Source organism: Pseudomonas sp. RA_5y_Pfl1_P24 (assembly GCF_963970945.1).
GTDB classification, from domain to species: Bacteria; Pseudomonadota; Gammaproteobacteria; order Pseudomonadales; family Pseudomonadaceae; genus Aquipseudomonas; species Aquipseudomonas tritici.
Genome location: NZ_CAXAOJ010000005.1, coordinates 393,294 through 411,543, shown reverse-complemented (window position 1 = coordinate 411,543; position 18,250 = coordinate 393,294). Strand labels below are relative to the sequence as shown.

Below are 18,250 nucleotides of genomic sequence, written 5' to 3'. Positions count from 1 at the left end.
CCGGCCACCAGATTGCGACCTTGGAGTCCCACATGAAATTTCTAGCACCGCTTGCCCTGTTGACCGTCGCAAGCTTCATGACTACTCCGCTGCTGGCTGCGGAGGAAGCACCGCAGCTCACCGGGTGCGCCGCCAAGCGCCAAGCCATCAGCACCCAGATCGAACAGGCCAAGGCCCACGGCAACAGTGCGCAACAAGCCGGCCTGGAAAAAGCCCTGAGCGAAGTGACCGCCAACTGCACCGACGCATCCCTGAAAAAGGAGCGGGAAAACAAGGTGCTCGACGCCAAGCATGAGGTCAGCCGCCGTCAGGCCGATCTGGACAAGGCCATGAAAAAAGGCAACGCGGACAAGATCAACAAACGCAAGGACAAGCTCGCCGAATCCCGCAAGGAACTGCAGGATGCCGTGGAGGAGCTAGACCAGTAAAACCGATCAGTGGTCCCGGAACTGTTTATGGCAGGCGCTGCAGGCATCTTCAACTTTTTGCACAGCAGGCCCCAGGTTGCTCGCCTTGTAAGGCTGCACTTGGCTGGCGGTCACCAATTCACCGGTGGCCGCCTCAAGGTCGCGGGCCAATTGCTGGAATTGCGCCTGTTTCTGCCAGACATCGTCCTTGGCGCTGGTGTGATCTTCTTCGCGCACGCTCGGGAAATGCTTCCACGGCTCATGGGACAATGCATCCAGCTTGACCGCACCTTCGGCAAACTTAGCGCCGTCGAACGGGATGCGCCCACGCAACATGCCGCCCAGGTCTTCACCGGTCTTGAGCATCTGCTTGAAGATCGCCTTGCGCTGGCCCAGCGGCGAATTCGGATCAACGCCGCCACAGGCGGACAGTGTCAGGCAGGCCAGCAGTACAACGGTCAGTCTTTTAAAAGTCATGGTGGCTTCGAGGTCGCGGGAGACGGCGGCCAGTATCCTCGCCCCGCCCGCAAAGACCAATAGCCCTATTATTAATAAGGGTTGCCCAAAAGCGCTGCGACGCGGGCAATCGCTTAAGGAATTGTTTGTATGAATGTCAGCTTGAAACCCTGGAGCCGCCGCCTGGCGTGGGCTCTACCGATGATCGCGCTGCTGACCGGCTGCGACGCGGGCAAAGAAACAGCCAAGGATGAAACTTCCAAGCCTCACGCCGTCGCCACCTATGTCAGTGCGCCGTGGGAAGCCTTGCCGACAGTATCCGACAGCGACCTGCTGGCCGGTTTTGAATCCTGGCGCAGCGCCTGCCAACGCCTCAAGGCAGACCCGGTATGGGGCGCGACCTGTGCGGCAGCCGCCACGGTCCCGAGCAACGCAGTGGCAGTGCGCGGGTTTCTAAAAGAGCGCCTGGATGTGTTCGGCCTGCGCTCGGCCGACAACACCCCGAACGGTTTGATCACTGGCTACTACGAACCGGTCTACCCCGGCAGCCTGACCAAGACCGCCAAAGCCAACGTGCCTGTGTACGGCGTGCCGGACGACCTGATCATCGTCAACCTGGAAAGCATCTACCCCGAGCTCAAGGGCAAGCGCCTGCGGGGTCGTCTGGAAGGTCGCGTACTCAAGCCCTATGACGATGCCAGCGCCATCAACGGCCAGGGTTCAACCGCCAAACCGATTGCCTGGCTGACAGACCCGATGGACCTGCAATTCCTGCAGATCCAGGGGTCGGGCCGGATTCAACTGGCGGGCGGACGCCAACTTCGTGTCGGTTATGGCGACCAGAATGGCTACCCTTACCGCCCGATCGGTCGCTGGCTGGTGGAGCAAGGCGAGCTGAAGAAAGAAGACGTGACCATGGGTGCCATCAGCGCCTGGGCCAAGGCGCATCCGCAGCGTATTCCGGAACTGCTGGCGAGTAACCCAAGCTATGTGTTCTTCAGCGCCCGTCCCGATAGCAATGAAGGCCCGCGCGGCTCCTTGAACGTGCCGTTGACCCCTGGCTACAGCGTAGCAGTGGATCGCAAGGTGATTCCGTTGGGCAGTCTGTTGTGGCTATCGACCACCAAGCCGGATGGCTCGCCGATCACGAGACCCGTGGCCGCACAGGACACCGGCGGTGCGATCACCGGTGAAGTGCGCGCGGACCTGTTCTGGGGCACCGGCGATGCAGCCGGTGAACTGGCGGGCAATATGAAACAGCAAGGCCAGATCTGGATGCTGTGGCCCAAGGGCGCAGCGTTGCCGCAAGTGCCGGATGCACCTGTCGGAAGCTGACAGACACTGAAGATGTGGGAGCGGATTTGCTCGCTCCCACAGGAGGATTCGCGTCAAACGTTAGATCGAGACAAAGAAGAAGCTCGCAATCAACGCCATGCCCACCGCCCACACCACCGAGCGCAGCATTGCCCAGTCCGCCAGGTAGCAAATGATGTACAACAAGCGGCTGGTGATAAACAGCACGGCCAGCACGTTAATGGTCACCAATTCAGCCGTACCGGCCAGGTGCGCGACAATGACCGCCGCCGCAAATGCCGGGGTGACTTCAAAGCTGTTGAGTTGTGCACTGTGGGCTCGCTTGGCAACCCCCTCGAGCGTCTCGAGGAATGCACGCGGGTCGTGGTTGTGGCGCGGCCGAAACTTTCCGCCGCTGAACTTGGCCACGCCGGTACACAGGTAAGGCAGAAAAATTGCGATCAACACACACCAGAAAGCGACCGTCATGACTCATTCCTTTTTAAGTTTTAAACAGCGATTAGAGTTTTAGCACTAAAAACATCTGGCCGCACCCTACCGCTATGAACAGTAGCGCCTGGAAAGGTTCTACGGCCTTTTACCCCACCGCTTGCAACATCCCGCCGTCGCGGCGGTCCATCCCCTCACCCACGTTTTCCCCTCAACTTCCAAGGACCCCGGATGCTTGAACTTGTCGCCGCCTTCATTTGCCTCACCACCCTGCTCACCTATGTGAACTTCCGCTTTATCGGCCTGCCGCCCACCATCGGCGTGATGGTCACGGCGCTGATATTTTCACTGTTCTTGCAAGGCTTGAGCCTGCTCGGCTACCCGGGACTGGAAGAACGCATCCAGCAGTTGATCGGCCAGATCGACTTTGGCGATTTGCTGATGAACTGGATGCTCTCATTCTTGCTGTTCGCCGGTGCGTTGCACGTCAACCTGAACGACCTACGCAGTTACCGCTGGCCCATCGGCCTGCTGGCGACCTTTGGCGTATTGATCGCCACCGCGGTGATCGGCAGCCTGGCGTATTACATTTTTGCCCTGTTCGGCTGGCACGTCAGTTTCCTCTACTGCCTGCTGTTCGGCGCGCTGATCTCGCCCACCGACCCAATTGCGGTGCTTGGTGTGTTGCGTACCGCCAATGCCTCAAAACCGTTGAAAACCACCATCGTCGGCGAATCATTATTCAACGACGGCACTGCAGTGGTGGTCTTCACCGTGCTATTGGGCATCGCACAGCTGGGCGAAACGCCGACCGTGGGCGCCACCGCCATGCTGTTCGCCCATGAAGCCATTGGCGGCGCGATGTTCGGTGGCCTCATCGGCTACCTGGTGTACCTGATGATCAAGAGCATCGAGCAACACCAGATTGAGGTAATGCTGACCCTCGCCCTGGTGATCGGCGGCTCGGCGATGGCCACCGAGCTACACGTCTCCGCTCCGATTGCGATGGTGGTAGCTGGCCTGATCATCGGCAACCTGGGCCGCCAGTTGGCGATGAACGACATGACCCGTCGCTACCTCGACGGTTTCTGGGAATTGCTCGATGACATGCTCAACGCCCTGCTTTTCGCATTGATCGGCATGGAGCTGCTGTTGTTGCCCTTCAACTGGCTGCACGTGTTCGCTGCCAGCTTGCTGGCGGTGGCAATTCTGTTGTCACGCCTGTTGACCGTGGCCCCGGCGATCCTGTTGCTGCGGCGCTGGCGCACGGTGCCACGCGGCACCATCCGCATCCTCACCTGGGGTGGTTTGCGCGGCGGAGTTTCCGTGGCACTGACATTGGCCTTGCCGCTGGGCCCGGAGCGCGACCTCCTGCTGAGCATCACCTACATCGTGGTGCTGTCATCAATCCTGTTGCAGGGTTTGAGCATCGGCAAGCTGGTCAAGCGCGTAACCCGGGACGAGCCCCAGGCTACGCCTGACGCTCACTGATCCTTGTTGATCTGCTGCGGATGCCTCGGGTCCGCAGCTTTCTTGTCCGGCAGGCTGCCTTCGCTGCGAATCTGCGCATGACTGATCAGCGCAAAGATAAAGCTGCCACCAATGATGTTGCCGGCCAGGGTCGGCCCGGCAAACACCAACCAGAAATCCTTCCACGGCAACTCGCCTGCAAATACCAGATACGAGACCTCTGCCGAACCCACGACGATGTGAGTGAAGTCCCCCAGCGCCATGAGATAGGTGATCAGGATAATGATCAACATCTTGGCGCTTTCCATGGAGGGGATCATCCAGACCATGGTGGCGATCATCCAGCCGGAGATGATGCCCTTGGCAAACATCTGGCCGGCATCGTTTTCCATGACCTTGCGCCCAATGTCGAGGAAGGCCATGTCGGTCTTGGTGTCAAAGATCGGCAGGTGCAACATCACGTAAGCCACCAGCAAAGTGCCACACAGGTTGCCCACCAGCACCACGGTCCATAGCCGTAACAGGCGCCCCGCATTGCCGAGGGTGGGCTTGCTCATCACGGGCAGCACGGCGGTCAGCGTGTTTTCGGTGAACAGTTGCTGGCGCGCCAAAATGACCGCCAGGAAGCCCGCGCAGTAGCCGAAGCTGGCAATAACCTTGAATCCTTCGCCGTCCGGCAGGCGCGAATTGAGTAGCCCCATCGCCATCAATGAAAGGCCCATTGTCAGGCCAGCAGCCAACGCCGACCACCACAACGCAGCCACATTGCGCTCCAGCTCCTGGTCGCCCTGAGTGCGGATGATTTCATGCAGCACCGCCGCACGGGGCGGTTGGTTTTTGTCGACGTCCTGTTGCTCTTCCTGCGACAGATTAGGGGTTTTACCTGATTCGTCAGTGGCCATGATTATCCAGAGTCCAAGGGGTGCTTGTAGCTACGACACGCCGCCACAGTGGCTGTTCAATGGCCAAGCAACTAAACCTGCACACGCCAGGCCTTTGCCCTCTCCACAGTGGTCGAGCTGGCCGCCTTGTCCCAGGGTTTGTTACGCGCTTTGTAGCTGTCACTGAGGGTATCGAGCACCCGGTTGAACTCGGCGGGCGTGTTCGCCCACGCCAGGTCTTGAGCTGCGCGGTGCAACAGTTCCACGTTGGACTCGGGTTGGCCCAGCCGAAACAACGAGGGATAAATGACTTCCCGTGTGAAGTTCTCAGCCTTCATCGCTATGTCACGCAGTTTCATCTCGGCGACAGCGCCGCCGATGACGTTGGACATCGGCACTGCATCGCTTGCGATCTGTCTGGCCGCCACTTGCAGCAACTGCTGGAAATTGCGCTGGCCTGTAACATTGAGGCGCCGCGCCAACCAATCGATCTGCTCAGGCCTTTTGGCGAGCGCATTCAGATTACGCAATGCCGTTGATATTTTCGGCGTGAACACCAACGCGCCCTGTGACTGATTGGCCTCGGCAATCGCATCATCCAGGGTTTTCAACACCTGCTGCGCGCTCTTTCGAAACATGAGGACATCAGCAGCGGCCGGGTCCTTGTGCAGCGTCGGTTGCACACTGGCGAGCATTTCATCATCCATGGCCAGCACTGCCTCATCCAGCGAATGGAACGCGTGATGCTCAAGTGCCGTGGTGCGACGCTCCAAATGTGCCTCCACCGCTTGACGCGCCTTTGCCTGCAGGTGTTGCTTCTGCTCATCCAGCATAGTGAAGTTGACCGTGCCCGTGAGCAGGCCACGAAAGTCACCTTTTCCGGTCTTGAGGGGCAATGTCACAATCTGATCGGCAAACGCTTCGAGCTTTTTATCTTGAAAGGCGCCAGCGGCCGAATGCGCAACGCCTGTAATGCGGTCGGCCCCACGGCTGAAAAAACTCCCACTGCGCACTGGCGCATCAGTGATGCCAGCCTCGAACTTGACGATCAACGATTCAGATTTGTTCAAGGGGCTATCAGGAAATAACCTTCCCACCACGCCTGGCGCCGGGGTATTGAGCAGCAAGCCGCCGTCTTTGAACGCGGTGGTTTCAGCAGACGCCTGAAAACCATGACCTTGCTCCGCCGGTTTTTTGAACACCACCGGCAGCGCACCCGAAATATGCGCCGCGCTGGCAATGTCCATATGCGGGGTCAGACTGGCATTGAACACCACCAACTGCGGGCGGCCGCCAAACATGCCGGTGCCCGTGATATTGAGTTGCTTGATCGCAGGAATATGCCGGCTCAACACCTCGAGGTCACCAAACGTGGGAGCGCCACCGGCACTCAGCTTGTCAGCAATGTCGATGACTTCGGCGGGCCGGGTTTCCCGAGGGGTTTGCGCGATGTGGCCAAGAATCGACTGGCGCGACTCGTTGCGGATCAATGCTTCCAGGGGCAAGGCTTCAGTCTGCAAGCGCGGCAGCAAGGTCATCAACAACTGAGAAACCGCGCCGACGGAGCCGGGCAAGCGGCCAGTGAGTTTGCCAAGTGTCGTACTGGCCTCTTGCATCCAGGCCGTCACGGCATCGTTGCTGTTCAACAGGCTTGGCAAATTGATGCTGTCCGACAACCTGTCGAACGCCGCAGCCCCCATTCCGCTGGCAATCAGCGCCGCTGAAATCGCACCGGCAGATGAGCCGGAGGTCGATTGGATACCTTGCAGCTGTCCGGCGCCCTCAAGTGCCTGCACCACCCCCGAAAAAGCGATGCCCTTGGCCCCACCACCGCTGAGCACCAAGCTCGTGACGGGCGGTGCCGATAAAATCACCTCCACCCGTCCCTGGTTATCACGCAGGAGCGTCAGGTTGCGCTCGCCAACCCCCTCCACCAGGGGCGTCTTCTCAGCTTGATGGGTCGGGAAATGACCCTTCTCACTCAATGAGGGATGAATCTGCGCAATCGAATTAAACACTTTCATCCACGGGCTCTCTCTACAGGGTGTGGTCCTGAGTGATGAGCGCGCCGCGCAACGATCCATGCGGAATGATTTGGTAAAGCAAATCCAACCGCGGCGTGGTTACTCGGGAAGGCTGTCGTCCTGAAACTGATCCTTGACGTACTTGATCTCGGTGCGGCCGTGAGGTGCAGGCTGCCCATCTTCACCGAGGTTGACGAAGACCATTTTCTCGACCGTCAGGATGCTTTTGCGGGTGATCTTGTTGCGCACTTCACAGGTCAGGGCGATGGAGGTGCGACCGAACTCGGTGGCGGTGATGCCCAGTTCGATGATGTCGCCCTGGCGCGAGGCACTGACGAAGTTGATTTCGGAGATGTACTTGGTCACAACGCGCTGATTGCCCAATTGCACAATGGCGTAGATCGCCGCTTCTTCGTCGATCCAGCGCAGCAAGCTGCCGCCGAACAGGGTGCCGTTGGGGTTGAGGTCTTCGGGTTTTACCCATTTGCGGGTGTGAAAGTTCATGGGGGGGCTCCGAGGTTGAGGTGGTTGGACGATTGGGTTATGGCCCCCAGCTTCGAGTTTTAAGCTGCAAGCTGCAAGTTAAAAGCCGATTCGCTTTTACTTGCCGCTTGTAGCTTGTCGCTTGTCGCTGCCCCTTGCCACTCACCAGACAAAGAAAGCTATAATCGTCACCGATTTCGAGCGGCCACCACCGTTCTCCCGCCACCTGTCCGAGGGGCGCTGCAGCAGGTTCAACCTGTCAGGCTCGGATGGGGCGTTGTCAGGCCTGGTTTATTCGGCCTGATACTAAACGCACAACGGCGCCCATTCGCACACTACGAATGGAGGCTCTTCATGAGCGCTGTCAACACGCCTGCAGATTTCACCGACTACAAAGTCGCCGACATGTCCCTCGCCGCCTGGGGCCGTCGCGAAACCTTTATCGCCGAATCCGAAATGCCTGCCCTGATGGGCCTGCGTCGCAAGTACGCCGCTGAGCAGCCACTCAAAGGCGCCAAGATCCTCGGCTGCATCCACATGACCATTCAGACTGCCGTGCTGATCGAAACCCTGGTTGCCCTGGGTGCGGAAGTGCGTTGGTCGTCCTGCAACATTTTCTCGACTCAGGACCAGGCCGCTGCCGCTATCGCTGCTGCCGGTATCGCGGTTTACGCCTGGAAAGGCGAGACCGAAGAAGAGTACGAGTGGTGCCTGGAGCAAACCATCCTGAAAGATGGCGCGCCTTGGGATGCCAACATGATCCTCGACGACGGCGGCGACCTGACCGAGCTGCTGCACAAGAAGTACCCGCAGATCCTCGACCGCGTCCACGGCGTAACCGAAGAAACCACCACCGGCGTACACCGTCTGCTGGACATGCTGGCCAAGGGCGAGCTGAAAATCCCGGCCATCAACGTCAACGACTCGGTGACCAAGAGCAAGAACGACAACAAGTACGGCTGCCGTCACAGCCTGAACGATGCCATCAAGCGCGGCACTGACCACCTGCTGTCGGGTAAGCAAGCCCTGGTGATCGGCTACGGTGACGTGGGCAAGGGCTCGTCCCAGTCCCTGCGCCAGGAAGGCATGATCGTTAAAGTCTCCGAAGTTGACCCGATCTGCGCCATGCAAGCCTGCATGGACGGCTTCGAAGTGGTTTCGCCGTTCATCGATGGCGTCAATGACGGCACCGAAGCGAGCATCGACAACGCCCTGCTGGGCAAGATCGACCTGATCGTGACCACCACCGGCAACGTGAATGTTTGCGACGCAAACATGCTCAAAGCCCTTAAGAAGCGCGCCGTTGTCTGCAACATCGGTCACTTCGACAACGAGATCGACACTGCTTTCATGCGCAAGAACTGGGCATGGGAAGAAGTGAAGCCGCAGGTGCACAAGGTTCACCGTACAGGCGCTGGTGATTTCGACCCGCAGAACGATGACTACCTGATCCTGCTGGCCGAAGGCCGTCTGGTTAACCTGGGTAACGCCACCGGCCACCCAAGCCGCATCATGGACGGCTCGTTCGCCAACCAGGTCCTGGCGCAGATCTTCCTGTTCGGCCAGAAGTACGCCGACCTGTCGCCAGCCCAGAAAGCCGAGCGCCTGACCGTGGAAGTACTGCCGAAGAAACTCGACGAAGAAGTGGCCCTGGAAATGGTCCGCGGCTTCGGCGGCGTAGTGACTCAACTGACCAAGACCCAGGCCGATTACATCGGCGTGACCGTTGAAGGTCCGTTCAAGCCGCACGCTTATAGGTACTGACAGCAGCGGCAAGCTTTCAGCTACAAGCGGCAAGTAAAAGCGTTTGTGTGAAGGCTTGCTACTTCCTTGCTCTTTAAGCAGTTGTGGGCTGTGAGCTTCATGCTACAAGAACAGGCGCGCCGCCCTCTTGCAGCTTGAAGCTTGCAACTTGCAGCTGGAGATCTCCTCCATGTCCCAAGACCGTCGCTACAGCTTCGAGTTCTTCCCGACCAAGACCGATGCTGGGCATGAAAAACTGATGGCGACTGCTACGCAGTTGGCCCGCTACAACCCCGACTTCTTTTCCTGCACCTACGGCGCTGGTGGCTCGACCCGTGATCGCACGATCAACACCGTGTTGCAGCTGGAAAGCCAAGTCAAAGTTCCCGCCGCGCCGCACTTGTCGTGCGTGGGCGACAGCAAGAGCGACCTGCGCGGCCTGCTGACTCAATACAAGGCAGCCGGCATCAAGCGCATCGTTGCCCTGCGTGGCGACCTGCCGTCCGGCATGGGCATGGCCAGCGGTGAGCTGCGCTACGCCAATGACCTGGTGAGCTTCATTCGTGAAGAAACCGGCGATCACTTCCATGTCGAAGTGGCGGCTTACCCGGAGATGCACCCGCAGGCACGCAATTTCGAAGACGATCTGCAAAACTTCGTCCGTAAAGCGAACGCCGGTGCCAATAGCGCAATCACCCAGTACTTCTTCAACGCCGACAGCTACTTCTACTTCGTCGAGCGGGTACAGGCCATGGGTGTGAACATCCCGATCGTGCCGGGCATCATGCCGATCACCAACTACAGCAAGCTGGCGCGTTTCTCCGACGCCTGCGGTGCCGAGATTCCGCGCTGGGTGCGCAAACAACTGGAAGCCTATGGCGACGACGTCAAGAGCATCCAGGCGTTCGGCGAAGAGGTCATCACCAATATGTGTGAAGAGTTGTTGCAAGGTGGCGCGCCAGGCTTGCACTTCTATACCCTTAACCAGGCTGAGCCGAGCCTTGCGATCTGGAACAACCTCAAGCTGCCGCGCTGAGGTCGTTTGAGTAGCATCCAGGCCCTCGTTCATACGGGGGCCTTTTTTGTTCAAAAATCCTTGGAATGGAAGCCCGCAGTAAATGAATACAGCGTCCCCGACACCTCGCCCGCAGTTGGTTTACCTGGTATTCGGCGCCGAGACCTACCATCAGGAAGCCGTATTCAGCATCGCCAGCGCGCTGTCACATTTGGGCGGTGCCCAGGACATGCCGCTGGACATCCAGGTGTTCAGCGACAACCCGGCGCCCTACGTGGGTTTGCCGGTGCAGGTCCACGCACTGGACGAAGCCACGCGCAAACAGTGGAGCGAGCCCCACGGCTACCATTTTCGAACCAAGCACGTGCTGCTGCGCCACGTGCTGGAAACGGCGGAACAGGCGCTGTTGATCGACACCGACACGTTTTTCCACGACTCGCCCATGGCACTGTTCGAACGCGTCGCCCCCGGCACCTTGTTGTGCAATGCCTTCCAGGCCAAGTACGGCGATAACCGCGAAAGCGTGCTGTACAAGGCCCTGGCCAACTACCTGGCCGACAAAGGCGTGGCTGACGACGATATGTGGCTGCTCAACTCCGGCGTCATGGGCCTGACCCGGCAAGACGCGCCGTTGCTGGATCATTCCATTGAGCTGATGGACGAACTGTTCCCAATGGCCCACGGAGCCTACACTCTGGAAGAGTTCTGCCTGTCGGTTGCCGCCTACCGCAAGGTCAACGTACGCCAGTGCCCGGACCTGATCCACCACTACTGGAGCCGCAAACAGCTGTTCCGCGCCAAGGTCCTGGCGTGGGTCGCCAAGCACGCCGCCGCCCCCACCAGCGCCGTGGCACTGGCCGATACCCGCAAGGTATCCGCCCACCTGCCACGCCCGCCGCGCCTGCAGCGCATGGTGTACAAGCTGATCACCCTGGCCCTGCCCAAGCGCAAGCAGCAATTTATCCGCGAGATTCTCTACGGCTGCTACGAGCACGAAAACGAATTCGACCAGGCATGTGGCAAGGTTTGGTGGGACAAGGCCCGGCAGAATCAGGAAGAACGCCAGAAATGCCCGGTCGACGCGCACCAACTGGAGCACTGGTTCGCCAACCCCCTGGTGCGCCTGATACTTGGCGAGCGGCGCGCAGCCATCTACGAACACCTGATGACCTCAGAGGCCAAATAGCATCGTTAGCAGATGCGTGCGCCAGAGCTTCTCTTTAATGCAGGAGCGTCGTAATCTCAGGGCATGCGCATCATTTTGAAGCTTGCGACCGCTGCCCTTTTTACTTGCCTGAGCCTGGCCGCTTATGGCGAGAAATTGCGCATTGTGACCGAGCCCTGGGCACCCTACGTGTATGAGGAACACGGCAGCATGCAGGGGCTGGACTACGAAACCACAGTCATCGTGTTCCAGCGCCTGGGGGTCGAGGTGCAATGGCAATTCCTGCCCTGGAAGCGCTGCCTGGCGATGCTCGACCAGGGACAGGCCGATGGCGCATTGGACATTTTCCACAGCCATGAGCGCGATGCCTTGCTGCTCTACCCCAGCGAACCGCTGTCGGAGGTGGAGTTCGTGCTGTTCTACGCCAATGAGCGCCCTCATCCCGCCCAAAGCCTCGAAGCGCTTCGCGGCCTTACCGTCGGCACGTCACCGGGCTACCTGTACGGCGCAGAATTCAGCGATTCGACCCTGTTCAACCGCGAAGCTGCCCCCAGTCATGAGGCCAACTTCGGCAAATTGATGCTCGGGCGCATCGATCTGCTGATCACCGATCGCCGGGTGGGTCAGCATGTGATCAAGGCACTGGACCTGGAGGGCAAGGTCAGCCAGGCGCCAGCAGTGGTCAGCCGCCAGCAGCAGTACCTCGCCGTGCGCCGTGGCGCGGGCATGGACCTGCTGGTGCAACGCTTCGCCGCAGAACTTAAACGTTTCAAACAAGAGCCAGCCTACACCGCCTTGAGCGCAAAATATGGTGGAATCCAAGCGATTACGGGGGCTGGACGCACCGTTGAGCAGCAGGAAAGCAGCGCGCGGTGATTGCTCTGTTATACTCCGGCCTTTCCGCCAGGCTTACGCCCGGCCGCTGAGGTCTTGAAAAAGGCACCCAACCCCGCTACTGCGCAGCTTTCAGCCCGCGCGAGCCGATGGAGTGCCCGCCAGACGCAGCAGGACCGGACGGGATTGCGCTCCCCTAAGCGCCATTCACGCCCGGCAAGATTATCCCTTTGGGCCAAGCCCTAACTAAAACAGGATTACTCATGTCCTTTGCTTCCCTCGGTCTCTCCGAGGCTTTAGTCCGCGCCATCGAGGCAGCGGGCTATACCGAGCCTACTCCGGTGCAACAGCGGGCCATTCCCGCCGTGTTGCAAGGTCGCGACCTGATGGTTGCGGCTCAGACAGGTACTGGTAAAACCGGCGGTTTCGCCCTCCCGATTCTGGAGCGGTTGTTCCCCAACGGTCACCCGGACAAATCCCAGCGTCACGGCCCGCGCCAACCGCGCGTACTGGTCCTGACCCCAACCCGCGAACTCGCCGCCCAAGTGCACGACAGCTTCAAGCTGTATGCCCGCGACTTGAAGTTCGTCAGTGCCTGCATCTTCGGCGGCGTTGGCATGAACCCACAGGTTCAGGCCATGTCCCGTGGTGTAGACGTGCTGGTGGCGTGCCCGGGTCGTTTGCTCGACCTGTGCGGCCAAGGCAGCGTCGATTTGTCCCACGTGGAAATCCTCGTGCTGGACGAAGCCGACCGCATGCTCGACATGGGCTTTGTCCATGACGTGAAAAAGGTCCTTGCCCGCCTGCCGGCCAAACGTCAGAACCTGCTGTTCTCGGCAACGTTCTCCCAGGACATCACCGCCCTGGCCGGCAAGTTGCTGCACAACCCGGAGCGCATCGAAGTCACGCCGCCGAACACCACGGTCGAGCGTATCGAGCAACGCGTATTCCGCCTGGCCGCCAGCCACAAGCGTTCGCTGCTCGCCCACCTGATCACCGCCGGCGCGTGGGAACAGGTGCTGGTGTTCACCCGCACCAAGCACGGCGCTAACCGTCTGGCCGAGTACCTGGACAAGCACGGCCTAACCGCCGTCGCCATCCACGGCAACAAGAGCCAGAACGCGCGCACCAAAGCCCTGGCCGACTTCAAGGCCGGTAGCGTACGCATCCTGGTTGCCACCGATATCGCCGCTCGCGGCCTGGATATCGACCAGTTGCCACACGTGGTCAACTTCGAACTGCCAAACGTCGACGAAGACTACGTGCACCGTATCGGCCGTACCGGCCGCGCCGGTCGTTCGGGTGAAGCCATTTCCCTGGTTGCACCGGACGAAGAAAAGCTGCTGAAAAGCATCGAACGCATGACCAAGCAGAAAATCGCCGACGGCGACCTGATGGGCTTCGATTCCAGCGCCGTGGAAGCTGAGAAGCCTGAAGCGCGCGAGCGCCCAGACGTGCGTAACCCACGCAACCCACGCGGTCCGAAGGGCGATGGCCCGAACGGCGGCGGCGGTGGCGGTGGTCGTCGCGACAAGGGCAAAGACAAAGGCGGCAAGGAAAAAGCGCCAACCAACGGCCGTGGCGAGCGCCCAGCCCGCGAGCAAAAGCCCCGTGAAGGTACCCCGGCCCGCGAACAGCGCCAGCCGAGCCAGCCGCCACGCGCCGCTGCTGATCGCGCCCCGGACGAGTTCCTTGACGACGATATCGATAACTTCGGTAACCGCGCTGACTACGTACCTCAGGCAAAACCCGCCCAAGGTCGTGGCCGTCGCCCAGGTGGGCAAGCTCTGGGTGCAGGTGCAGGCACCGGTTCGGGCGCGCCACGTGGCGGCCAGCCTCAGGGCGGTCGTCAGAACGGCCCGCGTAACAGCAGCGGCGGTACCACCGGCACGCCACCTGCCAAGCGCAGCGGCCCGCGAAATGGCGCACCGCGTGACGGTCAAGCCCGTCGCGAAGACTCGCGTAGCAACAACCGCCGCCCAGCCCGTGACGACCAGCCTCGCTCGTCCGAACCGGCCGTGCAGAACCCGCGTGGTGGCCCGGCGCCGAAGATCATCCACAAGGAGTCGAAAGTGGATCGCTTCCCGACACCTGAGCAGTTGGATCAACTGCCAGGCCGCCCTCGTGGTGAAAAACCAGCGTTGCTGACTCGCAACCGCTGATTTTAGACGCCTCATAAAAATGCCCCGCATCGCTTGATGTGGGGCATTTTTTTGACTTCGCAACATTCAATGAGCTTTTCTGTGGGAGCTGGCTTGCCTGCGATAGCGATATCCCAGCCAACATTAAAGTGACTGATCTGCCGCTATTGACGACATTCCAGGCATAAAAAAACCGGATCCTGAGATCCGGTTTTTTTGTGCACGGGCAGAAATTACTTTTGCTTAACACCTTCCAGCGAAATTTCCAGGTCTGCCGTCTGGGAAGTCGGGCCTGGGCCTTTGATGCCGAAGTCGTTCAGGTTCAGCGTGGTGGTGGCGTTGAAGCCAGCACGTTCGCCGCCCCACGGGTCCTTGCCTTCGCCGTTGAACGTGGCCTTGAAGGTCACAGGTTTGGTCACGCCGTGGAAAGTCAGGTCGCCAGTCACGTCAGCGGTTTTCGCGCCGGTGGACTTAACAGCGGTGGAGACGAACTTGGCGTCGGCGAACTTGGCAACGTCCAGGAAGTCTTTGCTGGCGATGTGCTTGTCACGCTCTGCGTGGTTCGACCACAGGCTGGCGGTTTTCACGTCGACCGCGATTTTGCTGGCTTCTGGCTTAGCCGCATCCCAGCTGAACGTACCGTCCCAATCCTTGAAGGTGCCGTGAATGTAGCTGTAGCCCAGGTGGCTGATTTTCCAGTCGATGAAGGCGTGCTGGCCTTCCTTGTCGATCTTGTAGTCAGCAGCCATCACCTGACCTGCGGACAGCAGGGCAGTACCGATTGCCAGAGCGGCGAGGGTCTTTTTCAACATGCTTTCTATTCCTTGTGAGTCGAGGTTGAACATCAGGCTTTGCGCCCCAGCATTCGCGTGAGGGTCACATCACGATCGATAAAGTGGTGTTTCAACGCAGCCACGCCATGCAAACCGGCGAAGACCACCAACACCCAAGCGAGGTACAGATGCACCAAGCCTGCGTTATCTGCCTGGTCCGGTAGTCCGGAAACCACGGCAGGAATCTCAAACAGGCCAAACACCGGGATACCGACACCGTCTGCGGTGGAAATCAGGTAACCAGCGATCATCACGGCAAACAACCCGAGATACAGGAATGCGTGGCCAAACGAGGCCCCCATGCGGGTCATGCGACTGTAACTGGTCAAGGGCGGTGGTGGCGGGCTGACCAAGCGCCAGACGATACGCACCAGCATGATGGCGAACAGCGTGATGCCAATGCTCTTGTGCAGGTCCGGTGCCTCTTTGCGCCAGGCGCTGTAGTAGTCGAGGCCGACCATCCATAAGCCTAGAGCGAACAGGCCGAATACCACCAAGGCCACGCCCCAGTGCAGAACCATGCTGACCCAGCCATAGCGGGCCGGTGAATTGCGTAACTGCATGTACTTAATCCCGTAGTAGCTGCGCCCAAGACTAGCGATTTACCTATCGAATTAAAGCGGAAAATTCTGCTTTGAAATATCGAGAAATACGATCTTGAGGGTATGAAGAGTAAATTAACAATGGATTAAGGACTATCCAGAAGAAACGTGACAGACCGTCCTGCGTTTACACCCCATTCACAGGTAATGTCTTGTGACACAGCCGCCCATTGCATAGGCTTGCGCGATTGTTTTACCTGCGCACGCCGCAGGACCGCTTCGAGGAGATAACGATGGGCTTGAACAACCAGTGGATGCAACGCGACCTTGCGGTGCTGTGGCATCCCTGCACCCAGATGAAAGACCACCAGCAATTGCCGCTGATCCCGATCAAGCGCGGTGAAGGGGTGTGGCTGGAAGACTTCGAAGGCAAGCGCTACCTGGATGCCGTCAGTTCCTGGTGGGTCAATGTGTTCGGCCACGCCAACCCGCGCATCAACCAGCGCATCAAGGACCAGGTCGATCAGTTGGAGCACGTGATCCTCGCCGGTTTCAGCCACCAGCCGGTGATCGAGTTGTCCGAACGCCTGGTGCAGATGACGCCTGAAGGCCTGACACGCTGCTTCTACGCCGACAATGGTTCGTCGTGTATCGAAGTCGCGCTGAAAATGAGCTTCCACTATTGGCTCAACCGCGGCCTGCCTGACAAAAAGCGTTTCGTCACCCTGACCAACAGCTACCACGGCGAAACCATCGCCGCGATGTCGGTGGGCGACGTGCCGCTGTTTACTGAGACCTACAAGGCGCTCCTGCTCGACACCATCAAGGTGCCCAGCCCGGATTGCTACCTGCGCCCCGAGGGCATGAGCTGGGAAGAACACTCGCGCAACATGTTCCTGGCCATGGAACAGACCCTGGCGGACAACCACGACACCGTCGCCGCCGTCATCGTAGAACCGCTGATCCAGGGCGCCGGCGGAATGCGCATGTACCACCCGGTGTACCTCAAGCTGCTGCGCGAAGCCTGCGACCGCTACGGCGTGCACCTGATCCACGATGAAATCGCCGTGGGCTTCGGCCGCACCGGAACGATGTTCGCCTGTGAGCAGGCCGGTATCCGCCCGGACTTCCTGTGTTTGTCCAAAGCGCTCACGGGTGGTTACCTGCCGTTGGCCGCCGTGGTCACCACCGATGACGTGTACGACGCCTTCTACGACGACTACCCGACATTGCGCGCGTTCCTGCACTCCCACAGCTACACCGGCAATCCGCTAGCGTGCGCGGCGGCGCTGGCGACGTTGGATATTTTCGAAGAAGACAACGTCATCGAAAACAACAAGGTCCTGGCCCAGCGCATGGCGACCGCCACCGCGCACCTGGTGGACCACCCTCACGTTTCGGAAGTGCGTCAGACCGGCATGGTGCTGGCCATCGAGATGGTCCAGGACAAAGCCACCAAGACCGCCTACCCGTGGCAGGAGCGCCGTGGCTTGAAGGTGTTCCAGCACGCCCTGGAACGTGGCGCGCTGTTGCGACCATTAGGCAGCGTGGTGTATTTCCTGCCGCCGTATGTGATTACGCCGGAGCAGATCGACTTCCTGGCTGAAGTCGCCAGTGAAGGGATCGACATCGCCACCAATAGCAACGTCAGTGTCGCTGTGCCAAAAGACTTCCACCCGGGCTTCCGCGATCCAGGTTGATTGCCTAACCAACTTTTCCAGAGAACAGAAATGAGACTGTCCCGCTTTTTCACCGACACCCCGCTGAGCCTCGGCGACCACGAATTACCCGAAGCCCAGGCGCATTACATCAGCCGCGTGCTGCGCATGGGCGAAGGCGATGCTGTGCAACTGTTCGACGGCTCCGGCCAGGAGTTCCTCGGCAGCTTGCTGGAAGTCGGTAAGAAACGTGTCACCGTGCAACTCACGGAGCGCTTTGCTGGCCAGACCGAATCACCGCTGCATATCCACCTGGGCCAGGGCCTGTCCCGGGGCGAACGCATGGATTGGGCGATTCAGAAAGCCACCGAACTGGGGGTCAACGCGATCACGCCGATTTTCAGCGACCGCTGCGAAGTACGCCTCAAGGATGAACGCGCCGACAAACGCCTGCTGCACTGGCGCCAGGTGGCCATCAGCGCCTGCGAGCAATGTGGGCGCTCGACGGTACCGGTGATTCTCCCGCCACTGTTGCTGGCGGACTGGTTGAAGCAGACCGAGGCGGATTTGAAGCTGGTGCTGCACCCCGTGGCTGAACCGATGATCAGCCATGCCAAACCATCAAGCCTGGCGTTTTTGATCGGGCCTGAGGGTGGGCTGACCGACCAGGAAGTCGAAACCGCGCAAGCCGCCGGTTACCACGCCGCCCGCCTCGGCCCGCGGGTGCTACGCACCGAAACGGCGCCGGTAGTGGCTCTGGCCGTCGCCCAACAACTGTGGGGCGACTTTTAACCCTCTTCCGTTGCAAACCCAATCAAAACGGTGGGAGCTGGCTTACCAGCGCCCACCGTTGGA

17 protein-coding genes and 1 riboswitch are annotated in these 18,250 nt (G+C 59.8%); of the genes, 10 read left to right on the top strand and 7 right to left on the bottom strand.

The features are described 5' to 3' along the window. The first annotated feature begins 32 nt into the window (after positions 1 to 32). Positions 33 to 428, top strand: coding sequence for a DUF1090 domain-containing protein (locus AACY30_RS10975; protein ID WP_339540292.1), 396 nt, complete (start codon positions 33 to 35; stop codon positions 426 to 428). A gap of 6 nt (positions 429 to 434) precedes the next feature. Here the strand turns inward: AACY30_RS10975 and AACY30_RS10970 are convergent, their stop codons facing one another. Then, positions 435 to 884 carry a c-type cytochrome gene (locus AACY30_RS10970; protein WP_028618262.1) on the bottom strand — a complete coding sequence of 150 codons (450 nt, stop codon included), beginning with the start codon at positions 882 to 884 and terminating at the stop codon, positions 435 to 437. Positions 885 to 1,013: 129 nt separating this feature from the next. Between AACY30_RS10970 and mltA the strand changes: the two genes are divergently transcribed. Continuing rightward, positions 1,014 to 2,198: a murein transglycosylase A gene (gene mltA, locus AACY30_RS10965; RefSeq protein ID WP_339469713.1), complete on the top strand. Its 1,185-nt coding sequence runs from the start codon at positions 1,014 to 1,016 to the stop codon at positions 2,196 to 2,198. Between the two features lie 60 nt (positions 2,199 to 2,258). Here the strand turns inward: mltA and AACY30_RS10960 are convergent, their stop codons facing one another. Further along, the gene (locus AACY30_RS10960) at positions 2,259 to 2,645 is read right to left on the bottom strand and encodes an MAPEG family protein (RefSeq protein WP_339469712.1); all 387 of its coding nucleotides are present in this window, start codon (positions 2,643 to 2,645) and stop codon (positions 2,259 to 2,261) included. Between the two features lie 192 nt (positions 2,646 to 2,837). Here AACY30_RS10960 and AACY30_RS10955 point away from each other — a divergent pair, with 192 nt between their 5' ends. Then, positions 2,838 to 4,097, top strand: coding sequence for a cation:proton antiporter (locus AACY30_RS10955; protein WP_339469711.1), 1,260 nt, complete (start codon positions 2,838 to 2,840; stop codon positions 4,095 to 4,097). Here the strand turns inward: AACY30_RS10955 and AACY30_RS10950 are convergent. The 3 genes from AACY30_RS10950 to AACY30_RS10940 all read right to left on the bottom strand — a co-directional run bounded on the left by AACY30_RS10950 (position 4,091) and on the right by AACY30_RS10940 (position 7,485). Then, positions 4,091 to 4,978, bottom strand: coding sequence for a formate/nitrite transporter family protein (locus AACY30_RS10950; protein ID WP_339469710.1), 888 nt, complete (start codon positions 4,976 to 4,978; stop codon positions 4,091 to 4,093). The two genes, AACY30_RS10955 and AACY30_RS10950, sit on opposite strands and share 7 nt — an antisense overlap. A gap of 71 nt (positions 4,979 to 5,049) precedes the next feature. After that, the gene (locus tag AACY30_RS10945; protein WP_339540291.1) at positions 5,050 to 6,981 is read right to left on the bottom strand and encodes a patatin-like phospholipase family protein; all 1,932 of its coding nucleotides are present in this window, start codon (positions 6,979 to 6,981) and stop codon (positions 5,050 to 5,052) included. 99 nt (positions 6,982 to 7,080) lie between these two features. Beyond that, positions 7,081 to 7,485, bottom strand: coding sequence for an acyl-CoA thioesterase (locus tag AACY30_RS10940; protein WP_339469708.1), 405 nt, complete (start codon positions 7,483 to 7,485; stop codon positions 7,081 to 7,083). A gap of 205 nt (positions 7,486 to 7,690) precedes the next feature. Continuing rightward, positions 7,691 to 7,797, top strand: a riboswitch (S-adenosyl-L-homocysteine riboswitch). Between the two features lie 21 nt (positions 7,798 to 7,818). On the opposite strand from AACY30_RS10940, the gene ahcY reads away from it, so the two are divergent. The 5 genes from ahcY to AACY30_RS10915 all read left to right on the top strand — a co-directional run bounded on the left by ahcY (position 7,819) and on the right by AACY30_RS10915 (position 14,383). After that, positions 7,819 to 9,228 carry an adenosylhomocysteinase gene (gene ahcY, locus AACY30_RS10935; protein WP_339469707.1) on the top strand — a complete coding sequence of 470 codons (1,410 nt, stop codon included), beginning with the start codon at positions 7,819 to 7,821 and terminating at the stop codon, positions 9,226 to 9,228. A 169-nt stretch (positions 9,229 to 9,397) separates the two neighbouring features. Then, positions 9,398 to 10,243 (top strand): methylenetetrahydrofolate reductase [NAD(P)H], encoded by an 846-nt coding sequence (gene metF / locus AACY30_RS10930; protein ID WP_339540290.1) that lies wholly within the window; start codon positions 9,398 to 9,400, stop codon positions 10,241 to 10,243. Positions 10,244 to 10,325: 82 nt separating this feature from the next. Then, entirely contained in the window at positions 10,326 to 11,408 is a 1,083-nt protein-coding gene (locus AACY30_RS10925; protein ID WP_339540289.1) for a hypothetical protein, read from the top strand. Positions 11,409 to 11,471: 63 nt separating this feature from the next. Then, positions 11,472 to 12,263, top strand: coding sequence for a substrate-binding periplasmic protein (locus AACY30_RS10920; RefSeq protein WP_339427659.1), 792 nt, complete (start codon positions 11,472 to 11,474; stop codon positions 12,261 to 12,263). A gap of 221 nt (positions 12,264 to 12,484) precedes the next feature. After that, the gene (locus AACY30_RS10915) at positions 12,485 to 14,383 is read left to right on the top strand and encodes a DEAD/DEAH box helicase (RefSeq protein ID WP_339540288.1); all 1,899 of its coding nucleotides are present in this window, start codon (positions 12,485 to 12,487) and stop codon (positions 14,381 to 14,383) included. 212 nt (positions 14,384 to 14,595) lie between these two features. Here the strand turns inward: AACY30_RS10915 and AACY30_RS10910 are convergent, their stop codons facing one another. Together AACY30_RS10910 and AACY30_RS10905 are read right to left on the bottom strand one after the other, a co-directional pair. Beyond that, a complete protein-coding gene (locus AACY30_RS10910; protein WP_049711142.1) occupies positions 14,596 to 15,174 on the bottom strand; it encodes a YceI family protein in 579 nt (192 codons plus the stop codon). 32 nt (positions 15,175 to 15,206) lie between these two features. Then, positions 15,207 to 15,758, bottom strand: a complete 552-nt coding sequence (locus AACY30_RS10905; RefSeq protein ID WP_339540287.1) for a cytochrome b — start codon at positions 15,756 to 15,758, stop codon at positions 15,207 to 15,209. Between the two features lie 272 nt (positions 15,759 to 16,030). On the opposite strand from AACY30_RS10905, the gene AACY30_RS10900 reads away from it, so the two are divergent. Both AACY30_RS10900 and AACY30_RS10895 read left to right on the top strand, forming a co-directional pair. After that, positions 16,031 to 17,437 carry an adenosylmethionine--8-amino-7-oxononanoate transaminase gene (locus tag AACY30_RS10900; RefSeq protein ID WP_339540286.1) on the top strand — a complete coding sequence of 469 codons (1,407 nt, stop codon included), beginning with the start codon at positions 16,031 to 16,033 and terminating at the stop codon, positions 17,435 to 17,437. Between the two features lie 30 nt (positions 17,438 to 17,467). After that, positions 17,468 to 18,187, top strand: a complete 720-nt coding sequence (locus AACY30_RS10895) for a 16S rRNA (uracil(1498)-N(3))-methyltransferase (RefSeq protein WP_339540285.1) — start codon at positions 17,468 to 17,470, stop codon at positions 18,185 to 18,187. Positions 18,188 to 18,250: the final 63 nt, after the last annotated feature.